This window comes from Amycolatopsis kentuckyensis, from assembly GCF_041679295.1.
Lineage (GTDB): Bacteria > Actinomycetota > Actinomycetes > Mycobacteriales > Pseudonocardiaceae > Amycolatopsis > Amycolatopsis kentuckyensis_A.
Window position 1 is genome coordinate 750,991 of the sequence record NZ_JBGDMD010000003.1, and the last position, 19,705, is coordinate 770,695.

Annotated in this window: 20 protein-coding genes; 7 read left to right on the plus strand and 13 right to left on the minus strand. The window is 71.7% G+C overall.

The window, feature by feature from the left end:
- Positions 1 to 34: 34 nt before the first annotated feature.
- Complete coding sequence (locus tag ACERZO_RS15115; protein ID WP_372665257.1) at positions 35 to 880, minus strand: alpha/beta fold hydrolase; 846 nt, start codon at positions 878 to 880, stop codon at positions 35 to 37.
- Positions 881 to 970: 90 nt separating this feature from the next.
- On the opposite strand from ACERZO_RS15115, the gene ACERZO_RS15120 reads away from it, so the two are divergent.
- Positions 971 to 1,549, plus strand: a complete 579-nt coding sequence (locus ACERZO_RS15120) for a TetR/AcrR family transcriptional regulator (protein ID WP_372665258.1) — start codon at positions 971 to 973, stop codon at positions 1,547 to 1,549.
- 45 nt (positions 1,550 to 1,594) lie between these two features.
- On the opposite strand, the gene ACERZO_RS15125 is transcribed toward ACERZO_RS15120, so the two are convergent.
- The 7 genes from ACERZO_RS15125 to ACERZO_RS15155 all read right to left on the minus strand — a co-directional run bounded on the left by ACERZO_RS15125 (position 1,595) and on the right by ACERZO_RS15155 (position 9,250).
- Positions 1,595 to 3,199 carry an alpha/beta hydrolase gene (locus ACERZO_RS15125; RefSeq protein WP_372665575.1) on the minus strand — a complete coding sequence of 535 codons (1,605 nt, stop codon included), beginning with the start codon at positions 3,197 to 3,199 and terminating at the stop codon, positions 1,595 to 1,597.
- Between the two features lie 141 nt (positions 3,200 to 3,340).
- A complete protein-coding gene (locus tag ACERZO_RS15130) occupies positions 3,341 to 3,763 on the minus strand; it encodes a nitroreductase family deazaflavin-dependent oxidoreductase (protein ID WP_372665576.1) in 423 nt (140 codons plus the stop codon).
- Positions 3,764 to 3,809: 46 nt separating this feature from the next.
- Positions 3,810 to 4,787: an L-histidine N(alpha)-methyltransferase gene (egtD, locus tag ACERZO_RS15135; RefSeq protein WP_372665259.1), complete on the minus strand. Its 978-nt coding sequence runs from the start codon at positions 4,785 to 4,787 to the stop codon at positions 3,810 to 3,812.
- Positions 4,784 to 5,602 carry an ergothioneine biosynthesis protein EgtC gene (gene egtC, locus ACERZO_RS15140; RefSeq protein ID WP_372665260.1) on the minus strand — a complete coding sequence of 273 codons (819 nt, stop codon included), beginning with the start codon at positions 5,600 to 5,602 and terminating at the stop codon, positions 4,784 to 4,786. The genes egtD and egtC overlap by 4 nt, the downstream gene beginning before the upstream one ends.
- Positions 5,603 to 5,606: 4 nt before the next feature.
- Positions 5,607 to 6,944, minus strand: coding sequence for an ergothioneine biosynthesis protein EgtB (egtB, locus tag ACERZO_RS15145; RefSeq protein WP_372665261.1), 1,338 nt, complete (start codon positions 6,942 to 6,944; stop codon positions 5,607 to 5,609).
- Positions 6,941 to 8,203 (minus strand): glutamate-cysteine ligase family protein, encoded by a 1,263-nt coding sequence (locus tag ACERZO_RS15150; protein ID WP_372665262.1) that lies wholly within the window; start codon positions 8,201 to 8,203, stop codon positions 6,941 to 6,943. The genes egtB and ACERZO_RS15150 overlap by 4 nt, the downstream gene beginning before the upstream one ends.
- Positions 8,204 to 8,323: 120 nt before the next feature.
- Positions 8,324 to 9,250: a LysR family transcriptional regulator gene (locus ACERZO_RS15155; protein WP_372665263.1), complete on the minus strand. Its 927-nt coding sequence runs from the start codon at positions 9,248 to 9,250 to the stop codon at positions 8,324 to 8,326.
- A gap of 123 nt (positions 9,251 to 9,373) precedes the next feature.
- On the opposite strand from ACERZO_RS15155, the gene ACERZO_RS15160 reads away from it, so the two are divergent.
- Positions 9,374 to 10,573 (plus strand): Glu/Leu/Phe/Val dehydrogenase dimerization domain-containing protein, encoded by a 1,200-nt coding sequence (locus ACERZO_RS15160; protein WP_372665264.1) that lies wholly within the window; start codon positions 9,374 to 9,376, stop codon positions 10,571 to 10,573.
- A 67-nt stretch (positions 10,574 to 10,640) separates the two neighbouring features.
- Here ACERZO_RS15160 and pip read toward each other — a convergent pair whose 3' ends face one another.
- The 5 genes from pip to ACERZO_RS15185 all read right to left on the minus strand — a co-directional run bounded on the left by pip (position 10,641) and on the right by ACERZO_RS15185 (position 14,805).
- The gene (gene pip / locus ACERZO_RS15165; RefSeq protein ID WP_372665265.1) at positions 10,641 to 11,582 is read right to left on the minus strand and encodes a prolyl aminopeptidase; all 942 of its coding nucleotides are present in this window, start codon (positions 11,580 to 11,582) and stop codon (positions 10,641 to 10,643) included.
- Between the two features lie 79 nt (positions 11,583 to 11,661).
- The gene (locus ACERZO_RS15170; protein ID WP_372665577.1) at positions 11,662 to 12,390 is read right to left on the minus strand and encodes an ESX secretion-associated protein EspG; all 729 of its coding nucleotides are present in this window, start codon (positions 12,388 to 12,390) and stop codon (positions 11,662 to 11,664) included.
- 34 nt (positions 12,391 to 12,424) lie between these two features.
- Complete coding sequence (locus tag ACERZO_RS15175; RefSeq protein ID WP_372665266.1) at positions 12,425 to 13,756, minus strand: hypothetical protein; 1,332 nt, start codon at positions 13,754 to 13,756, stop codon at positions 12,425 to 12,427.
- Positions 13,757 to 13,759: 3 nt separating this feature from the next.
- Positions 13,760 to 14,410, minus strand: coding sequence for a DUF3558 domain-containing protein (locus ACERZO_RS15180; RefSeq protein ID WP_372665267.1), 651 nt, complete (start codon positions 14,408 to 14,410; stop codon positions 13,760 to 13,762).
- Complete coding sequence (locus ACERZO_RS15185; RefSeq protein WP_372665268.1) at positions 14,407 to 14,805, minus strand: hypothetical protein; 399 nt, start codon at positions 14,803 to 14,805, stop codon at positions 14,407 to 14,409. The genes ACERZO_RS15180 and ACERZO_RS15185 overlap by 4 nt, the downstream gene beginning before the upstream one ends.
- Before the next feature lie 186 nt (positions 14,806 to 14,991).
- Here ACERZO_RS15185 and ACERZO_RS15190 point away from each other — a divergent pair, with 186 nt between their 5' ends.
- The 5 genes from ACERZO_RS15190 (at position 14,992) to ACERZO_RS15210 (ending at position 19,635) form a co-directional block, all read left to right on the plus strand.
- Positions 14,992 to 15,573, plus strand: a complete 582-nt coding sequence (locus ACERZO_RS15190) for a TetR/AcrR family transcriptional regulator (protein WP_257918778.1) — start codon at positions 14,992 to 14,994, stop codon at positions 15,571 to 15,573.
- Between the two features lie 24 nt (positions 15,574 to 15,597).
- Complete coding sequence (locus ACERZO_RS15195) at positions 15,598 to 16,164, plus strand: TIGR03086 family metal-binding protein (RefSeq protein ID WP_372665269.1); 567 nt, start codon at positions 15,598 to 15,600, stop codon at positions 16,162 to 16,164.
- Between the two features lie 215 nt (positions 16,165 to 16,379).
- On the plus strand, positions 16,380 to 17,717 hold the full coding sequence (locus tag ACERZO_RS15200; RefSeq protein ID WP_372665270.1) for a hemolysin family protein: 1,338 nt from the start codon (positions 16,380 to 16,382) through the stop codon (positions 17,715 to 17,717).
- Positions 17,714 to 18,757 (plus strand): hemolysin family protein, encoded by a 1,044-nt coding sequence (locus tag ACERZO_RS15205; protein ID WP_372665271.1) that lies wholly within the window; start codon positions 17,714 to 17,716, stop codon positions 18,755 to 18,757. The genes ACERZO_RS15200 and ACERZO_RS15205 overlap by 4 nt, the downstream gene beginning before the upstream one ends.
- Positions 18,754 to 19,635 carry a 3-methyladenine DNA glycosylase gene (locus ACERZO_RS15210; RefSeq protein WP_372665272.1) on the plus strand — a complete coding sequence of 294 codons (882 nt, stop codon included), beginning with the start codon at positions 18,754 to 18,756 and terminating at the stop codon, positions 19,633 to 19,635. The genes ACERZO_RS15205 and ACERZO_RS15210 overlap by 4 nt, the downstream gene beginning before the upstream one ends.
- The last annotated feature ends 70 nt before the right edge of the window (positions 19,636 to 19,705 follow it).

The window sequence follows — 19,705 nt, forward strand, 5'->3', positions numbered from 1 at the left end:
GTGCTCGTGGTTGATCAACTCCACCACTGTAGCGCTACCTCCAGTGCCGGCGCAGGTGCGGCACGAGGTCTCCAGGACGCTCGTCGGGGAAGAAGAGCTTCGCGCCGGGCACCTCGACGACGTCGGTGACACCGGGGACCGCGTCCCGGAACCGGTACGCCCACTCGACACCGAAGTTCGGGTCGCCGGTCCCCCACACCAGCAGCGTCGGCACGCGGAACTCCTTGAGCAGCGGCTCGATCGCGTCCAGTTCCTCGCCGCGGACCTCCGTCAGCAGGCGTTCGAACTGCCGTGCCTCGGCGCCGACCGGCCGCACGAAGGCGGCCAGGACGTCGGAGGGCAGTTGTTCGGGGTGCTCGTAACCGCCGCCGAGCGCCCCGGCCCGCGCCCGCTCCGGATCCGCCGCGAGCTGGACCAGCAGCGGCGCGAGCTTCCCGCGTTCGGCCAGCTCGACGACCGGGCGGAACGCCTCGGGCGGCAGGTTCCCCTGCGTGTCGCAGTTGGTCAGGGTGAGCGTGCGGAGACGGTCGGCGTGGTGCGCGGCGAAGACCTGCGCGACCGCGCCGCCGGTGTCGTTGGCGACCAGGTCGACCTCGCCCAGTTCCAATGACTCGCAGAAGTCTTCGAGCAGCCGGGCCAGCCCGTTCAGGCTGAGGTCCTGCTCGGGCGTCACCGGTGAGGCGCCGTGCCCCGGCAGGTCGGGCGCGACGCACCGGCGCTCCCCGGCCAGCTCGGCCACCACCTTGCGCCACAGCAGGTTGTTCGTTCCCACGCCGTGCACGAAGAGCGCGACCGGCCCTTCGCCGACGTCGGTGTAGCTCACGTCGCCGGACGCCGTCGACACGCGTCCGCGCTGGTCCTCCGAGGTTCGCACGTCCATCGGTAGAGTCCCTTCAGAAGTAAACCGACTGACGGTCTAGTATCAACAGACCGACAGTCGGTTTGTCAACGACGGAGGCAGCCGACCCGCATGAACAAGAAGATCGACCGGGGTCAGGCGACCCGCGAGCACCTCGTCGCGGTCGCGACCGGCCTGTTCACCGAGCACGGCTACGACGGCACGTCGATCGAGGCCGTCCTGCGGGCCGCCGACGTCAGCCGCGGCGCGCTCTACCACCACTTCCCCGGCAAGGACGCGCTGTTCGCGGCGGTCCTGGACACCGTCTACGACCGCGTCGGCGCGGAGGGGGCGCGAGCCGTCGAAGGGATGACCGACCCGGTCGAGGCGCTGCGCGCCGCGTGCCTCGCGTGGATCCGGAGCACCCGGGACCCGGTGGTGCGGCGGGTGATGCTGATCGACGCGCCGGCCGTGCTGGGCTGGCAGCGGTGGCGGGAACTGGACGAGGTGCGCACGCTCGGCCGGATCAAGGCGGCGCTGCGGCGCGACGGCCGGATCCCCGCCGCGCGCGTCGACCTCTTCGCGCACGTCCTGCTCGCCGGCATGAACGAGATCGCGTTGCTGGTCGCCCGGGCCGACGACCACGAGAGCGCGGTCGCCGAAGCCGAGGCGGCCGCCGGGGAGGTGCTGGACCGGCTGCTCGGGACGTGAAACGGGCCGGGGCGACAAAGTCACCCCGGCCCGTTTTCCTTGCTGCTACGCGGTTTCGAACGGCTGGACGTTCGGCTGGAACACCTGCCCGTTCGCCGGCACCTTGAGGTCGGTCAGGTAGTCCGCCACGGCCTTGTCGACGCCCAGGGCGTCGCCGAGGATGCAGTGGCCGAACGCGTCGACCGACAGCAGCCGCGAGTTGCCGAGCTCGGCCGCCATCCGCTGGCCGAAGCGGTACTGCGTCGCCGGGTCGTAGTAGTTGCTCACCACGACCACCGGGACGTCGGTCTTGGCCCGCCACGGACCGCGGTAGACGTCCGGCTTCTTCGCCGGCCACACCGGGCAGCCCGCTGTGTCGGCGAACGCCTGGTAGCGGCCGAAGGTGCGCGACTCGCGCTCCCACTTCGCGGCGATGTCCGGCACCTGCTCCTGCTTGATCCTGAACGGCTTGTCGGAGCAGTTGACGGCGAAGTACGAGTCGTCACTGGTGTAGGGGCTGTCCGGGTTCTGGTCGGCCAGGCCCTGCTTGCCGCCGGTGAGGACCTTGAGCGGCTTGGCCTGCAAGGTCTGCGCCTGCGCGCCCGCCGGGTGGATCACGGCGTACAGCGCCTGCAGGTCCTCGGCCAGGCCGGGGAACGCCGACGGCGAGTACAGGACGCTCGAGACACCGCCGGTGAAGCTGTTGATGTCCACCGTGCCGCCACCGGGGATGGTGATCGGCTGCTTGCGGAGGTACTCGCGCAGCTCGTCGAACTTCGCGCGCGGCGTGCCGTCGCTGAAGGCGCACTTGGCGCCGACCTGGTCGCACCGCTTGAGGAAGCCGTCGAGCGAGATTTCGAAGCCCTGCGCGCGTTCCCGGTCGTACTGGACGCCGTCGCTGGTGCGCAGCGCCGGGTCGACGTTGCCGTCGATGACGATCGCGCGCGACTGCTTCGGGAACATCGAGGTGTAGGTCGAGCCGATCAGCGTTCCGTAGGAGAAGCCGACGTAGGTCAGCTTCTGGTCGCCGACCGCCGCGCGCAGCGTGTCGAGGTCGCGCACGACGTCCTTGGTGGACATGTGGTTCAGCAGCGAACCCGCGTTGTTCTTGCAGAACCGGCCGTAGTCGCGGTAGCTCGCGAGGGTGCCGGAGATCTCGGCGCGGGTCAGCGGCACCGGGATCTGGGCGCCGAAGACCTCGTCGGCGTCCTCCTGGGTGGTGAAGCAGCGAAGCGGGTTGCTCTGCCCGACGCCGCGCGGGTCGAACCCGACGAGGTCGAACCGGTCGAGCACCTGCGGCTGGAAGTAGTACTGCCCGCTGATCGGCATCCGCAGGCCCGAGCCGCCGGGGCCGCCGGGGTTGAGGAACAGCGAGCCGACGCGCTTGTCGGGCGTGCGGGCGGCGCGCTTGAGCAGCGCGATGTCGATGGTGCCCAGCGAGGCGTTGTCGTGGTCGATCGGCACGCGGTAGCGCGCGCAGCTGTAGAACTTGACCTGGTCCGCGGGCACGCCGGCGAGGGTGTCGCTCGAGCAGGTGCCCCAGTTGACGGCGGCGGTCGCCCCGACGACGGCGGGTTTGGCGACGGTGTCTTCGGCCGCCGCGGCGGTTCCGGCCGTTCCGGCCAGTCCCACGCCGGCCACGAGTGCCCCCACCAGTGCGAACGACCGCACCCGGCCCTGTGTGGATCTCGGCAAGACGTCTCCTCCCTTGGTGACGCATGAGCCGCGCGGTCGAGCCGTCACGGCGCGTTACCCCGGAGAGACTGGCACAAACCGGTGAAAGCCGTCACCGGCCAAAAGGATGGTGGGAACCTACCCGGCCACCGGGGTCAGCACGAAAACCGGTAACGGCCGGCCCGCCTCGCGTTGCTCCATCCGGTACCCCGGCCAGAACGCGAGCAGCTTCCGCCACATGGCGTCGTATTCCTCGCCGTGCAGCTCGCGCGCCACCACCGCACGCGGCCGGCCTTTGAGCGCGACCTCCGCCTTCGGGTTCGCGCGCAGGTTCAGCGCCCACGCCGGGTCGTTCGGGCGGCCCCAGTTCGAGGCCGTCAGGACGAGGTCGTCGCCGTGGGGGAAGTACAGGAGGTTCGTGCTGCGGGGCTGCCCGCTCTTGCGGCCCGTCGTCGTGAGGCGCAGCGACGGCAGCCCGGCGAGCGCCACGAGGCTCACCCGGCCGCCGAACGCGCGGTGCAGTTTCTTGTCCGCCCACACCACGGCCCCGGCCGTGCGCATCAGCCACGGCCGGGTACCGAGGGCCCGGGCCAGCGCCCGGAGAGGATTAGCCACGCACCGATCTTGCCAGGCTCACCCCGAACCGCTGCTGGGAGTCGGTCCACCAGTGCTCCAGCGCGAACCCGGCCGCGGCCAGCTCCGCCTCGACGCCGGCGGGCCGGAACTTGGCCGAGATCTCCGTCCGGATGTGCTCCCCCTCGGTGAAGTTCACCGTGAGGTCCGCGCCGGGGATCTCGACGGTCAGCGCCCGGCGGGCCCGCAGCCGCATCTCGATCCACTCGTTGTGGGCGTCCCAGTGCGACACGTGCTCGAACTCGTCGACGTCGAAGTTCGCGCCCAAACGCGTGTTGATCACCCGCAGCACATTCTTGTTGAATTCGGCCGTGACACCCGCGGCGTCGTCGTAGGCGCGTTCGAGGATGCCCGGGTCCTTCACGAGGTCGGTGCCGAGCAGCAGCCACTCCCCCTCGTCGAGCACGTCGCGGACCGAACGCAGGAAGGTCGCGCGTTCGGCGGGGAGGAAGTTGCCGATCGTGCCGCCGAGGAACGCCACCACCCGCGGCTGGCCGCCGGGCAGCAGGTCGAGGTGCTGGGTGAAGTCGCCGACGACCCCGCGGACGGTCAGTCCCGGGTAGTCCTTCGAGATCGCTTCGGCGGCGTCGGCCAGCGCGGACTCGGATACGTCGAGCGGGACGAACGCTTCCAGGCTGCCGTGCCCGGTGAGCGCGTCGAGCAGCAGGCGGGTCTTCTCGCTCGACCCGGAGCCGAGCTCGACGAGCGTGTGCGCGCCGGACAGCCGCGCGACGTCGCCGGCGTGCGCGGCCAGCACCTCGCGCTCGCTGCGGGTCGGGTAGTACTCCGGCAGCTGGGTGATCTTCTCGAACAGCTCGCTGCCCTCGGCGTCGTAGAACCACTTGGGCGGCAGCCACTTGCGCTCGGCCGTGAGCCCGGCGACGACGTCCGCGCGCAGTTCCGCGGTGACGGCGTCGCCGGACCGGTGGTGGTCGAGGTCGATCTCGGTCATGAACGCTCCTGGGTCAGGGGAAGCAGGTCGACGCCGGCGGCGGTGGCGCGCACGGCGTGGTGGTCGGGGACGGGCCGCCAGCGCGGATCACCGTCCAGGGGTTCGGACGCAAGCCACACGTTGCTTCCGGGGGTTCCGGGTGGCGGAGCCCCCGGCCCGGGGCGAAGCCCCGGCACAACACTGCCGGCCGGGGTCTCCAGCACGGACAGCGCGTGCGTCCAGGCGGTACCGACGAGGGTCGAGCCGTCGGTGAGCAGGAAGTTGAGCCGGGAACCGGGCGCGGCCGCTTCGACGGCGAGGGTCAGCTCCGCCACCGCCGTCAGCGGGTCCTCGCCCGCGGCGAGCCGGGCGCGCAGCAACGCCCAGAGCACCACCGAGTCCGTCGGTGCCTCCAGCGTCAGCAGCTCGGTGACCGGCAGGGTCTTGGCGAGTTCGGCCAGCGAGTCCGGGTAGCCGCGGACGACGCCGTTGTGGCTGAACAGCCACCGCCCGGCGGTGAACGGCGCCGCGGCCGCTTCGGTCACCGGCAGGCCGGTGGTGCCGTTGCGGACCGCGGCGACGAACGCGCCCGAGGTCACCGCCGCGGCCAGCGGCGGCAGCGTCTCGTCCGTCCACAGTGGAGTCGAGCGGCGGTGGCGCAGCGGGGCCGAGCCCGGGCCGGGGTACCACCCCAGCCCGAACCCGTCGGCGTTGACCGAACCGCCGCCGCGCATGTCCGCCGGCGCGTAGGACTGCACCAGCAGCGAATGCGGCGCGCGGAAGACCGCCTCGGCGGGTGAAAGCGGCTCGCCGAGGTAGGCGATGTGCCGGCACATGCGCCTAGCCCACCTCGCCGGGTGCCGCGTCGCGGGCGGTGCGGAAGCCGGCGAAGATCTGCCGCCGGATCGGGTAGTCCCAGTTGCGGAACGTGCCCCGGATCGCCGCCGAGTCGGTGCCGAACGACCCGCCGCGCAGCACCTTGTACTCGGGTCCGAAGAAGACCTCCGAGTACTCCCGGTACGGGAACGGCGCGAAGCCCGGGTAGCCGTGGAAGTCGGTGCTCGTCCACTCCCAGACGTCCCCGATCAGCTGGTGCACGCCGGTCGGCGACGCCCCCGCCGGGTATGCCCCCGCCGGCGCCGGGCGCAGGTGCCGCTGGCCGAGGTTGGCGTGGTCCGCCGACGGTTCCTCGTCACCCCAGGGGAACCGCCGCGACCGGCCGGTCGCCGGGTCGAAGCGCGCGGCCTTCTCCCACTCCGCCTCGGTCGGCAGCCGCCGCCCGGCCCAAGCCGCGTAAGCCTCGGCCTCGTAATAGGAGACGTGCACGACCGGCTCGTCGGCGGGAACGCGCTCGTACACGCCGAACGCGGTCCGCCACCAGCCGTCCTGCTCGCGCTTCCAGAACCGCGGCGCGGTGATGCCGTGGTCCCGCCGGTAGGCCCAGCCCGCCGGGCTCCACCAGCGCTCGTCGTCGTAGCCGCCGCTGTCGAGGAACCGCGCGTAGGCGCCGCCCGTCACCGGGACGGTGTCCATCCAGAACGCCTCGACGGCGATCTCGTGCGCGGGGCGCTCGTTGTCCAGCGCCCACGGCTCGGCCGACGTGCCCATCGTGAACGCGCCGCCCGGCACCAGCACCTCGGCGGGCAGCGTGCCCGCCCGCGCGGCCGGCGGCTCCGGCGCGTGCAGCACCGGGTCGCCCCGGCGCAGCTGGTGGGTGGCCAGCATCGTCTCGTCGTGCTGCTGCTCGTGCTGGGTGATCATGCCGAACGCGAAGGCCTGTTCGGTCAGCCGCCGCCCCTCCATCGGCGCGTGCTCCAGCACGTCGAACGCCTTCTCGCGGACCTGCTTGACGTACGCGCGCGCCTCGGCCGGGCCGAGCAGCGGCAGCTCCGGCCGGTCGGCGCGGGCGTGCTGGAACGCGTCGTAGATGTCGTCGATGTCCGGCCGCAGCGGCTCGCGGCCGCCGACGTCGCGGACCAGCCAGAGCTCTTCCTGGACGCCGATGTGCGCGAGGTCCCAGACCAGCGGCGACATCAGCTTGGAGTGCTGGCGGACCAGGTCTTCGTCGTCCACGGCGTCGGTCAGCGCCACGCTGCGCGCCCGTGCCCGGGTCAGTGCTTCGGCCACCCGGGCACGCAGGTCCTGCGCGCTCAGGTCACCCAGTGCTTCCGTGCTCATGCTTCGCTCCTCGATCGGTACGCGCGCCCCTGCACGCTCTCGCTGATCTCGGTGATCGACTCGTCCGCCAGCCCCGTCACGCCCAGCTCGGCGCAGCCGAGGTCGGCCAGCGCCGCCGCGACGGCCGCCAGCTCCGCATCGGCCAGTCCCCGCCGCGCCGCCTCGGTCCACCGGTCCGCGACCGGTGCGCAGACCGCGCGCACCTTGTCCACAGTGGACGGCCGGGCGAGCAGCGCCGAGACCAGCGCCACCGGCGCGAGCCACTCGTCCGGCGGTTGCGCGTCGAGGTACCGGATCTCCAGGTAGCCCTGGGGCCGGACCGGCGTGAACATCGTCGTGAGGTGGTAGTCGAGGTCCGCCGCCGTCGGTTTCGGCAGCAGGGCGGCCGCGCCCTTGCCCTCGATCCAGTCGGCGAAGGTCAGCCCCTCCGGCGCGTCCCACGGCCGGTCGCCGCGGGGCAGCACCATCAGGGGCGTGTCCATCAGGCGCTCGGCCCACGCTCCGGCGGGGTCGTCGCCGGTGACGCCGGCCGTGCGCGTGCGGACCGCCTCCGTGTCGTGCACCGCGAGCCAGCGGGCGGAGGCGTGTCCCGTGTCCCGTCCGGCGTGGACGCGGGAATTGGCGAAGAGGGCGAGCAGCGGCGGGCCCATCGCGTGGGCCGCCGCCCACCGGGCCGCGTAGTGCTCGGGCTCCCCCGCGTCGAGGCAGACCTGCAGACCCGCGGTGCTGCACATCATCGTGATGCCACCGGGACCGATCGGCGCGAACCGCCGTTCCATCGCCGCGTAGCGCGGGGTGTGCAGGACCCGGCGGGGCGCGCGGTGGGCGTCGATGCCCGTTTCGCCCAGCACGAGGCCGTGCCCGGAGAGGCGGTCACGCAGGTGGTGGAGGTCGGCCGTGACGACTGCGTCGAGATCGCGCAGGGAGGCCTGGGGAAGAGCGGAGATTTCGACCTGGCACCCGGGCTCGAGGCTCACTGGTGAACCTGCCGGGAGCGGCGAAGCGGGGCTGTCGGGGCGAAGCGTCCGCGGGGTGTGCGGACCCAGCGCCGCGGCGAGGACGTCGGGATCGAGGGGTCTGGCCGGGTCGTCGGCATGGTGCACGGTGAACTCCAGCTCCACGCCGGTCAGGCGGGGTGGTCCGTGCTTGAAACACACCGATGCGACGTACGCCTCGCCGGCCGCGCGGTCCGCCAGGACCCGCGCGGTACGGTTCGACGCACTCCCCGACTTCTCGGGAAAATGGTGCACCGCTGTCATGTCCATTCCTGTTCCGTGTGGTGGAACTTCTTGACTTCGGACGCTACACGCGGGGTACGACAAAATCAGGCCGGATCTTGCGGTGCAAGACGGGTTCACCACTCCGTAAGAAGTGCCGGATCAGGGCAAAGCGGACTCGGTGCCCAGGCCCAGCGAGGCCGCCGACGCCCGCACGGCCTCGATCACCAGGTGCAACGCGGGCCGCCGGAACGCGGTCCGCCGGTAGGCGATCGACACCGTCCGCAGCAGCGGTGTGGTGAGCGCGACGACGTCGATCCCGGGCGGCCGCAGCAGCCGCAGGCCCAGGTCCGAGACGAGGGTGACGCCCAGACCGGCGCCCACCATCGCCATCGCCGTGGACTGCTCTTCGACCTCGTGGTTGATCTTCGGCGCGAAACCGTGCCGCTGGCAGGCCGTGCGCATCGCCCGGCCGAAGTGCGACTTCGGGCTGGCCAGGATCCACGGGTGCTCGGCGAGCTCGTCGAGGGAGGCCGAGCCGGACGGCACCGCGCCCCGCGGGACCGCCGCGTGCAGCCGCTCGACCGCCACGACGGCGCGTTCCAGGCCGGCGTCCCACGGCGTCGGCGCGTCCGAGTAGTCGATCACGAACGACAGGTCGAGCGTGCCGTCGCGGACCGCCTCCGCGGTGTCCTCCGGCGCCAGCTCGCGCGTGCGCACCTCGATGCCGGGGTGGTCGCCGGCCAGCGCGGTCAGCGCCGTCGGCAGCAGCCCGGAGGCCACCGACGCCCAGACCCCGGCGGTCAGCCGGACCGTGCGCGCCTCCTGGGCCTCCTCCAGGGCCAGCGTCGCCCGTTCGACCGAGCCGAGGATCTCCTCGGCGTGCTCCGTGAGGAGGTTGCCCAGCTCCGTCAACTGGACGCGCCGGCCGAGCCGTTCGAACAGCTTCGCGCCGACGTCGCGCTCCAGCTGCGCGAGCTGCTGCGATACCGCCGAAGCGGTGTAGTGCAGCGAAGCGGCTGCCGCCGTCACCGTGCCCCGGCGGTGCAGCTCGCGCAGCATCCGCAAGCGGTGCAACGAAAGCTCCATACACCAAACCTAAACGAGATCGTGCAGGTTCGTTAAATGGACGCGTGGGCGGTCCGGGGCGCACGCTCGGGGGAGGCGGTCACGACGGGCCGCCCCGGACTTCCCTGGAGGTGAGTGGCCCTGATGACCCCGCGCAACGCCGAGCCGCTGATGCGGCTCACGTGGACCGATCCCGTCACCGGCGCGCACGGCTACCTGGTCGTGCACAGCCTGGTCTCCGGCGTCGCCACCGGTGGCACCCGGATGCGGGCGGGCTGCACGATGAGCGAGGTCGAGGACCTCGCCCGGGGCATGGCCAACAAGACCGCGACCTTCAACCTGCCGGTCGGCGGGGCGAAGGGCGGCATCGACTTCGACCCGAAGGACCCGCGGGCGTTCGGCGTGCTGAAGCGGTTCTGCGCGTTCCTGCGGCCGTGGCTGGACGCGCACTGGGTGACCGCCGAGGACCTCGGCGTGCCCCAGCACCTGATCGACGAGGTGTTCGCCGAGCTCGGGCTGGAGCAGTCGTACCACGCGGCGATCGGCCGTTCGGCCGACCCGGCGCGCACCCTGCGCCGCGTCCAGGCGGGGCTCAACGCGCCGGTGCCCGGCGGGCTGCTGCTCGGCGACGTCGTCGGCGGCTACGGCGTGGCGCAGGCCTGCCTCGGCGTCGCGGCGGCGTGGGACTGGGACGTCCGCGCGACGACCGTGGCGATCCAGGGCATCGGCACCATGGGCGGCGGCGCGGCCTGGTACCTGCACGAAGCCGGGATGAAGGTGGTCGCGGTGGCCGACGCCGCGGGGACGCTCTACGACCCTGCGGGGCTCGACGTGCCGGCGTTGCTCGAGCTGCGCGACCGCTTCGGCGAGGTGGACCGGACCCGGCTGCCCGCCGGGGTCCGCTCGCTGCCGCGCGAGACGATCGTCGGCATCGACGCGGACATCTTCGTGCCGGCCGCGATCTCCTACGCGCTGCGGCCGGACAACGAGAACCTGGTCAAGGCCGCGGTCGTCGTCGAAGCGGCCAACGCGGCCACGACGCCGGAAGCGGAGGCCGCGCTCTCGGCCCGTGGCGTCGCGGTCGTGCCGGACTTCGTCGCCAACGCGGGCGCGGCGGCCTGGGCGTGGTGGCTGCTGCTGGGCGAGGTCGGCGCGGACCCGGCCGACTCGTTCCTGCGGCTGCGCACCGAGATGCAGTCGAAGGTGGCGCTGCTGCTGACCGAGTGGAACCTGGACCGGCTGCCGCTGCGCATCACCGGGCTGAAGCTGGCCGAGGCCAACCGGACCCAGCGCGCCGAGGCGGCGCTCGCGCCGGAGGGTGAGCCGGCGCTGCTCATCCCGTAAGAGGTCTGCCGCGGCCGGTCGTGAGTGGGAAACAGTGTTCTAACCCTGTTTCCCACTCACGACCGGGTTAGCGAGCGAAGCGGTCGGTCGCGCCGACGAGCACGTCCTGCATCGGGGCGTCCTGCGTCGAGTGCCCGATGTCGTCGAGCATGACCAGTTCGCTACCCGGCCAGCCGTGGTGCAGCAGCCACGGCGTGCCGACGATGTTGCTCGTGTCGAGCACGCCCTGGGCCAGCACGGCGGGGATCCCGGCGAGCTTGCCGAGGTTGCCGAGGATCTCGCCGTCGGGCAGGAAGGCCCGGTTGCTGAAGTAGTGCGTGACCAGCCGGGCGAAGCAGAGCTGGAAGGCCGGGTCCGCGAAGGCCTTGTACGGGGGCACGCCCGGGAGCATCGCGTCCTCCCACGCGCACCAGTCGTCGGCCGCCTTGCGGTGGACCGCCGGGTCGGGATCCATCAGCAGCCGGTGGTAGGCGGCGGACAGGTCGCCGTCCCGCTCGCTCTCCGGTACGCCCTGGCGGAACTTCTCGAAGGCCTCCGGGAAGTACGCGCCGAGCCCGCGGATGAGCATCTCGATTTCGATGAACCGGTCGGTCGCGAGTCCCATCAGGACCATTTCGCTGACCCGCTCGGTGTGGCGCAGGGCGTACGTCAGGCTCAGCACCGACCCCCAGGAACCGCCGAACAGCAGCCACTTCTCGATGCCGAGCCGGGTGCGGAGCAGCTCGAAGTCCGCGACGAGGTGGTCGGTGGTGTTGGCGGACAGGTCGGCCACCGGGGCGCCGGCGTGCGGGGTGCTGCGCCCGCAGCCGCGCTGGTCGACCAGCACGACCCGGTAGCGCGCCGGGTCGAAGTAGCGGCGCAGGTTCGCCGAACAGCCGGTGCCCGGGCCGCCGTGCACGACGAGCGCCGGTTTCCCGTCCGGGTTCCCGCAGGTCTCCCAGTAGATCTCGTGCCCGTCGCCGACGTCGAGCAGGCCGTGCTCGTACGGCTCGATCTCGGGGTACAGCATCAGCGCGTCCTTCCACCCGGAATACAACAGCGCTGTCACATTAGCGGCGAACGCGACTCGACGCGCGGGATTATCCGCTTCAGACCAGGGCGCCGGCCAGCTCCGCAAGCGTGTCGGCCAGTTCGCGCGGGCCCGCCGGGCCGATGTGGATGACGGCGTCGTCGCCCGCGCCCGAGGTGTAGCTGAGGTAGCGGCCCCAGTCCGTGTCGGCGTAGTGCAGCGGCTGCTGGAGGCAGGTGTGGCGGCCGACCTCGTCGCGGCGTCCGACGTACAGCTCGCCGCTGCCCGAGACCGGCCGTTGCACCAGGCTGACGACGTCGGCGATGGCCGGGTCGAGCGGGTAGGCGTCCTGACCGCGGCGGGCCGCCTCGGCCAGGTCCGCCACCCGGACGGTGCGCCGCTGGCCGCCGCCGGCTCCCAGCGGCGGCAGCTGCTCGACGAGCGACTCGGCGAGCCGGTTCCGGTCGATCTCCTGGACGCCCACGTGCGTGCCGTCGGAGACGGCGAGGACCGCCTGGAGGCCTTTCGCGGCGGCGAGCACGCCGTAGGTCCGGCCGTCCACCCCGACCCAGCCGTAGCACTCCCGCGCGGGGTTGACCAGCAGCGGGAGCCAGTCGAGGAAGTCGACGGCGGCCCGGCCGCGCGCGTCGACCAGCCCGGCGTCGGCCAACGCGGCGTCGACCCGCTTGTCGGCCTCGGCGCGCTCCTCGTCCGAGAGCCACAACGGCTCCGGGCGGAGCGTGAGGTGCAGCTGACCGACCTGCTCGCGCTCGGCCAGTGCGGCCAGCGCCTCGACCGGAACGTCCACCCGGCCTGTTGCCACGTCCACCCGCCTACTCGCTCTACTCGCCGATGACCGGCGGACTGGTCCGCTGGTCGGTGCCGAAGATCGCGTCCGGGTCCGCTTCGATCAGGAAGTCCGGCCGCTGGTGCTCATCATCTTCCTCACCCTCGCCCCGCCGGCCGCCGGGGCCCATCGGCCCCATCTGCCCGGAGCGCCCGGCCGCCGACCGCGCGGCGGCGGCCTCCGCGGCGGCCGCGTTGCCGAGGTTGCCCATACCGGAGCCGCGCCCGCTGCCGAGACCGCGCTCCCCCGCCGCACCGCTGCCGCTGCCGCCGGCACCGCTGCCGCCGCCGCTGATCGGCCGGCCGTTGGAGTCCAGCAGCCGGCTGCCGGCGTTGCCGCTCGTCGGGCCGCGCCCGGGCGCGTTGGGGTCGTTGCCGAAGGTGTTCGAGTAGTTTTGGCCGCCGCCCCCGCCGGTGTTGGTCGGGTAGTAGTTGACCCCGTCGACGTTCGGCGTCGTGTCGCCCGGCCGGTCGAGGACGGGCCGCGTCGGCACGGGACGGCCGGTGCCGGTCGTGTGGGTCTCGTCGCCGGGCAGCTGCGGACGGAACCAGGGAGGCTCGACGATGCCGATCGGCTTGTCGGTGCCGACGGGACGGCCGGTGCCGACGGGCCTGTCCGTGCCGACGGGTTTGTCGGTCCCGCCGGGCCGGTCGGTCCCCCCGGTGTGCGTGGTGTCGACGCTGGTGGTCGAGGTGTGGTCGTCGTCCCCACCGGGCGGATTCGGCTTCAGCTCGTGCTCGTCGATGATCAAGGGCCGGATCGGCGGGGGCGGCGGCGGGGTGTTGACGGCGATGGACGCGCCGTCCTCCTCGAGGACGCCGTAGTTCGTGGGCATCGTCGCCGTCGTGCCGTCGGTGGCCCTGCTGTACTGGTCCATCACGCGGACGTTGGTCTCGTTCGCCGCGTTGTACCTGGCCATCCCCTCCTGGTAGGAGTCGATGTCGTCCTTGGCCATGAACGGCCCGGCGATCGGGATGGCGGCTTTGAGACCGACGCTCCACGGGCTCGGCTTGTCGGGCTTCGGCGGCACCTCGACGACGGTGTTGCCGGACTGGTCGAAGACGGCCGCCTGGGTGTCGACGGAAAACTTCGTCTCGTCGAGCGGCAGAGCGGTCTCGGCGAACGCCAGCTCGAGCGGACCCGCCCCCGCGTTGGCGGCGTCGGCGGCGTCGCCCGTCCAGGCGTTCAACATCCGGTTCTGCAGTGCCTTGATGCCCTCCGCCCGCGCCTGGTAGGCCTCGGAGAGCTTGTTCACCGACTCCGACGTTCGCCGGAGCCCGTCGGTGTCGCCCTGTTTGAAGTTGTCGTAGATCTGCTTGCCGTCCACTCGTCAAGCCCCCTTGAGTGTTCTGACGATTCCCGCCGCGGCGCCTTGCGCCGCGTCGCAGGAATCCTGTTGCCCCTCGTAGCCTCCGGCGACCACGTGAACCGCCAGATCGTCGGCGATGCCGATCGCCATGCTGCAGAACCCGTTCGGCCGCCGGTCCCGCGTGTCCTCGTAAATCGCGGGGTATCCCTCGACATCGGGCGCGCGCTCGAGGAACTTGGTCACGCCATTGGGGCGTTCGTAGTTGGCCTGAATCCCGGCCAGGCCCCCGCCTCCACGGTTGCGGTTCCCGGTGCCGAGGATGACCAGCAGGCTTATCCCCTCGCCCTTGATCTTCCAGCCGCAGTTGGGTCCGGCCTCGTTCTCGACGCTGCCGTCGTTCAGGCGCGGCTCGCCCGGATCCGTGAACTTCAGCCGGGACAGCTCGTCCTTGGGAACGAGACCGCACGGATCGTTCTCGTACTTCGACGCGTTCAGCGGTGTGGCGACCTTCGGAACGTTCGCGTCCGCTGGGGCCTGCGAAGACGCACCCGGCGAAGACGCGGCCGGCGTGGCCGTGCCCGGGGTGGTCGAGGTGCAGCCACTCACGAGCGCCGAGCCCACGAAGAACGCCCCGGCAAGAACGCTCGCCCGGGTCGTCTTGCCCAAGATCACGTCGCCTGCCTGAAGGTCTCGGACATGCTCTCGTCCGTCACGACGGTCTTCTGCTGCGCGGCCTTGAGCTTCTTGATGTAGCTCTGCACGTATTTGAGCATGGACTCGTTCTGCTGCTGCAGGGACGCGATCGAGTCGCGGGCCGTCGACACGAAGGTTCCGCTGACCGGATCCTGCCCGGGAGGGACCGCCGTGGCACTCATCGTTTCGATCGTGCGGCCGTCTTCGACGATCTTGTCCAGCTCGTCTTCCCAGAGACCGATCACCGAGGCGAGCTCCTCGGGGTCCATCTTGAACTGGCCACCCTTGCCACCGCCGCCGTAGACGTGACCGCTGTTGCCCAGGAGGTCTCCCCAGACCGCCTGGACCGCCTGCCCGGCCTCACCGATGATCACGCCGCGCACCTTCCCCTCAGTTCACCCACCGTGATGGTGCAAAGATTAGCCAACTGTCTCACGCCGTGTCAGCGAATCGCCGCAACGTTCCGACGATGGGGGTTCGGGTTCGGTTCCCGGGCACTCCGGGTCACAGTACGTACGTACGGATTGCGAAATCCCGGTCCTCGGTGCCAGGATTTCAGGATGCCACGCGTAAGCCAGGATCACCTCGACGCACGCCGGCGCCAGATCCTCGACGGCTCGCGCGTCTGCTTCGCGCGCTACGGCTATGAAGGTGCCACAGTCCGGCGCCTGGAGGAAGCCACCGGGCTGTCGCGCGGGGCCATCTTCCACCACTTCCGCGACAAGGAGTCGCTCTTCCTCGCCCTCGCCGAGGACGACGCCATCCGGATGGCCGACGTCGTCGCCGAGCAGGGCCTGGTCCAGGTCATGCGCGACCTGCTCGCCGGGGGCGACCACCCGGCCGACTGGCTCGGGACGCGCCTGGAGGTGAGCCGGCGGCTGCGCACCGACCCCGAGTTCCGCGCCCGCTGGGCGGAACGGTCCGAGCAGCTCACCACCGCCACCCGGCTGCGCCTGCTGCGCCAGCGGGAGGCCGGTAACCTGCGCGACGACGTCGACGTCGACGTGCTCACCGCGTTCCTCGAACTCGTCCTCGAAGGACTCGTCTCGCACCTGGCCATGGGGCTGCCCGCGGCCGGGCTCGGGCCGGTGCTCGACCTCGTCGAGGAGACGGTGCGGCGGCACCGGCCGGGCACCGCCTGATCACCCCGTGGTCCAATGGCCCGCGTGGATCTCCTCGAGGCGCACGGCCAGGCGTTGCGGGCCTTCGGCGACGCGGTGCACGCGGCCGGCGCCGGCGGCTGGGACCGCCGGACGCCCTGTACCGAGTGGACGGTCCGCGACCTCGTGAACCACCTCGTGGCCGAGCAGCTGTGGGCACCGTCCCTGCTCGCGGGGGCCACTTTGGACGACGTGGGCGACCGCTTCGACGGCGACGTCCTCGGAGACGACCCGGTGGCCGCCTGGGACGCGGCTGCCGAGGCCGCTCGCGAGGCCTTCCTCGACGACGGTGTGCTCGAACGCGCGGTGCACGTGTCGGCGGGCCTGGTCCCGGCCCGCGAGTACGGCTGGCAGATGACGATCGACGCGGCGGTCCACGCGTGGGACCTGGCGACGGCGCTCGGCCTCCCGTGCCCGGTGACCGAGGCGTTGGCCGAGGGCCTCCTCGACATCGTGCGGCCGTGGGTGGACGAGTGGCAGGGGCTGGGGATCTTCGACCCACCGGTGCCGGTGGGCCGCGACGCCGGGCCGACCGCGCGGCTCGTCGCCCTGCTCGGGCGGCAGCCCGCCTGAACCACCCGGCAAGATGAGCGCGCCGACACACCCATATCCCCGCGACACTCGCCGCCGACACGTTAAACTTGTCCGCATCGTCGCAGTACACGCCGATTTCCTACTAGGAGTGACCGTTTCGTGCGCGCAGCGCAGTCACCTGGTGACAGTACCGAGCCGGGTGACCGACCCGGCTGTCCGATAGGTTCATCCCCCGCCGACCGGGCGGGTGCGGAATGATCCAAATCCTCTTCGCCGTGCTCGGCGTCCTCCTCTTCGTGCTGCTGACCGTCGGCACCGGGTTGGCCGTCGCCGCGGAGTTCTCGCTGACCGCGCTGGAACGCAGCACCGTCGAGGCCAACGTGCGACAGGTCGGCGACCGCCGCGCCCTGACCGTGCAGAAGGCCCACCGGACGCTGTCCTTCCAGCTCTCCGGCGCCCAGGTCGCGATCACCCTCACCACGCTGATCACCGGCTACCTGGCCGAGCCGCTGATCGGCGAGCTCGTCCGGCCGCTGCTGACCGGCGTCGGGCTCCCCGAGGGGTTCGCCGCCGGCGCGTCGATCGTGCTCGCCCTGGTCATCGCCACCTCGCTGTCGATGATCCTCGGCGAAATGGTGCCGAAGAACCTCGCCATCGCGCGGCCGCTGCCGACCGCGCGGGCCGTCGCCGGGTACCACTCGCGGTTCTCCGCCCTCTTCCGGTGGCTCATCACGCTCATGAACAACAGCGCGAACTTCCTCGTGCGCAAGTTCGGCGTCGAGCCCCAGGAAGAGCTGCGGTCGGCGCGCTCGCCGCAGGAGCTCGGCTCGATCGTGCGGTCCAGCGCCGAAAGCGGCACGCTCGACACCTCGACCGCCGAACTCCTCGACCGCTCGCTGCGCTTCGGCGAGCGCACCGCCGAGGAGCTCATGACCCCGCGCGTGCAGCTCGAGTCGCTCTCGATCGACGACACCATCGAGGACCTCATCGACATCTCGCGCCGCACCGGGTTCTCGCGGTTCCCGGTGCACGCCGAGGACCTCGACGACGTCCGCGGCGCCGTGCACGTCAAGCAGGCCTTCGCCGTGCCCGCCGCCGATCGGGCCGCCGTACCGATCGGCTCGGTCATGCGGCCGGTGCCGACCGTGCCCGAGTCGCTGCCCGGCGACGACCTGCTCAACCGGCTGCGCGACTCCCGCTTCCAGCTCGCCATCGTCGTCGACGAATACGGCGGCACCGCCGGGCTGGTCACCCTGGAGGACGTCGTCGAAGAAATCATCGGCGACGTCCGCGACGAGCACGACGACCACGAAGGCCCGGCCTCGCAGCAGGTCGGCACCGACAGCTGGCTGGTGTCCGGGCAGCTGCGCGCCGACGAGGTCACCGACGTCACCGGGTTCCGGATGCCCGACGGAGACTACGAAACCATCGCCGGGCTGATCCTCGAACGGCTGGGCAAGATCCCCGCCGAGGGGGACGCCGCCGAGGTCGACGGCTGGCGGCTCACCGTGACCACGATGGACAAGCGCCGGATCGCCGAGGTCGAAGTGGCCCCCGTCCGCGCCGGAGAACGGGCGGAGGTGGCCTCGTGAGCGACTGGCTGAACATCGCCCTCGTCGTGGTCCTGCTGCTGACGAACGCCTTCTTCGTCGGCGCGGAATTCACCCTGATCTCCTCCCGTCGAGACCGGCTCGAAGCCCTGCTGGAGCAGGGCAAGACGCGCGCGAAGATCGTCATCAACGCGAGCAAGCACGTGTCGCTGATGCTCGCCGGCGCGCAGCTGGGCATCACCATCTGCTCGCTGCTGCTCGGCCGCCTCGGCGAGCCCGCGGTCGCGCACCGGCTGTCGGCGTTCTTCGACCTGCTGGGCCTGCCCGAAGCGCTGCTGCACCCGATCTCGTTCGCCATCGCGCTGGCGTTCATCACCGTCCTGCACGTCCTGATCGGCGAGATGGTGCCGAAGAACCTCGCGATCGCCGAGCCCGAGCGGCTCGCGCTGTGGCTGGTGCCGGTGCACGTCGGGTGGGTCAAGGTCGCCAACCCGTTCATCTGGCTGCTGAACTTCGTCGCGAACTCGCTGCTGCGTGCGGTGAAGGTCGAGCCGAAGGACGAGCTGGAGACGGCCTACACGTCCGACGAGCTGGCCGAGCTGCTCAGCGAGTCGCGCCGCGAGGGCCTGATCGACCAGTCCGAGCACCGGCGGCTCACCCAGACGCTGTCGTCGGTGCAGAAGACGGTGGCCGACGTGCTGGTGCCGACGGCCGAGCTGACCACGCTGCCGTGCGGGCCGACCGTCGGCGACGTCGAGCGCGCGGTCTCCTCGACCGGCTTCTCGCGGTTCCCGGTGTGCACCGACGACGGCCGCCTGACCGGCTACATCCACGTGAAGGACGTCCTCGACCTGGCCGGCCACGACCCGGCGACGATCGTGCCCGACGCGAAGACACGCCCGCTCACCGAGCTGCGCGCCGACGCCCGGCTCGACGTCGCGCTTTCCGCCATGCGCAAGGAAGGCAGCCACCTGGCACGGGCGCTCGACACGGGCGGCAACGCCGTCGGCGTCGTCGCGCTGGAGGACCTCGTCGAGGAGTACGTGGGCACCGTGCGCGACGGAACCCACGTCGGCGCATGACGGGTGTCGAGGTGCTCGCCGAACCGGACTGGCTGGCCCGGGAGGCGGCGCACGTCGAGCGGATGCGGCGGTGGACCGGCCCGCATCAGGACCGGCGCTCGCGCGGCGAGAAGCACCCGGTGCTGGACTTCCTGTTCACCTACTACTCGTACCGGCCGTCGCACCTGGAGCGGTGGCAGCCCGGGCCCGGCGTCGCGCTCGCCGGGCCCGCGGCGCGGCGCTTCCTGGACCGCAAGGGGTACGTCTCGACGGCCGACGGCGTCCTGCTGGATCCCACCGGTTTCACCGAGGGCAGGGCGCGGACCGCCGAGTTCGTCCTCGGCCTGCTGTCCGCGACGGCGTCGCGCGCGCCGCGGCTGAGCTGCTTCGGCCTGCACGAGTGGGCCATGGTCTACCGCGAGCCGGCCGACTCCGTCCGGCACAACCAGGTCCCGCTGCGGCTCGGGTCGGCGGGCACCGACGCCGTCGTGGAGGCGCTGGACGTCCGCTGCGGGCACTTCGACGCGTTCCGGTTCTTCACCGCGGACGCGCGGCCGCGCAACGAGCTGACGCCGTCCCGGGAGACGCAGGTCGCACTCGAGCAGCCGGGGTGCCTGCACGCGAACATGGATCTGTTCAAATGGGCGTACAAGCTCGATCCGTTCGTACCCGCGGAGCTGGTGGCGGACTGCTTCGAGCTGGCCGTGGAGATCCGGACGCTGGACATGCGGGCAAGCCCGTACGACCTGGCCGCGCTCGGCTACCCGCCGGTGCGGATCGAGACGGCCGAGGGCCGCGCCGAATACGCCCGGGCGCAGGCCGGGTTCGCCCGGCGGGCCGCACCGCTGCGTGCTCGGCTGATCGCGCACTGCCATCGCCTGGTCAGAGCAGCACCCTGAGCAAGCTCCACTGTGAGTCAGATTATTCTCTCACTGATACTCACCTGTTAGGGTGATAACGGTTTCATTG

Bases quoted from the DNA above. Each gene is read 5' to 3' on its own strand.
- ACERZO_RS15115 (WP_372665257.1), bottom strand. From the start codon at position 880: ATGGACGTGCGAACCTCGGAGGACCAGCGCGGACGCGTGTCGACGGCG.
- ACERZO_RS15150 (WP_372665262.1), bottom strand. From the start codon at position 8,203: ATGACAGCGGTGCACCATTTTCCCGAGAAGTCGGGGAGTGCGTCGAAC.
- ACERZO_RS15130 (WP_372665576.1), bottom strand. From the start codon at position 3,763: ATGCGCACGGCCGGGGCCGTGGTGTGGGCGGACAAGAAACTGCACCGC.
- egtB (WP_372665261.1), bottom strand. From the start codon at position 6,944: ATGAGCACGGAAGCACTGGGTGACCTGAGCGCGCAGGACCTGCGTGCC.
- egtC (WP_372665260.1), bottom strand. From the start codon at position 5,602: ATGTGCCGGCACATCGCCTACCTCGGCGAGCCGCTTTCACCCGCCGAG.
- ACERZO_RS15155 (WP_372665263.1), bottom strand. From the start codon at position 9,250: ATGGAGCTTTCGTTGCACCGCTTGCGGATGCTGCGCGAGCTGCACCGC.
- pip (WP_372665265.1), bottom strand. From the start codon at position 11,582: ATGCTGTACCCCGAGATCGAGCCGTACGAGCACGGCCTGCTCGACGTC.
- ACERZO_RS15120 (WP_372665258.1), top strand. From the start codon at position 971: ATGAACAAGAAGATCGACCGGGGTCAGGCGACCCGCGAGCACCTCGTC.
- egtD (WP_372665259.1), bottom strand. From the start codon at position 4,787: ATGACCGAGATCGACCTCGACCACCACCGGTCCGGCGACGCCGTCACC.
- ACERZO_RS15210 (WP_372665272.1), top strand. From the start codon at position 18,754: ATGACGGGTGTCGAGGTGCTCGCCGAACCGGACTGGCTGGCCCGGGAG.
- ACERZO_RS15160 (WP_372665264.1), top strand. From the start codon at position 9,374: ATGACCCCGCGCAACGCCGAGCCGCTGATGCGGCTCACGTGGACCGAT.
- ACERZO_RS15190 (WP_257918778.1), top strand. From the start codon at position 14,992: ATGCCACGCGTAAGCCAGGATCACCTCGACGCACGCCGGCGCCAGATC.
- ACERZO_RS15200 (WP_372665270.1), top strand. From the start codon at position 16,380: ATGATCCAAATCCTCTTCGCCGTGCTCGGCGTCCTCCTCTTCGTGCTG.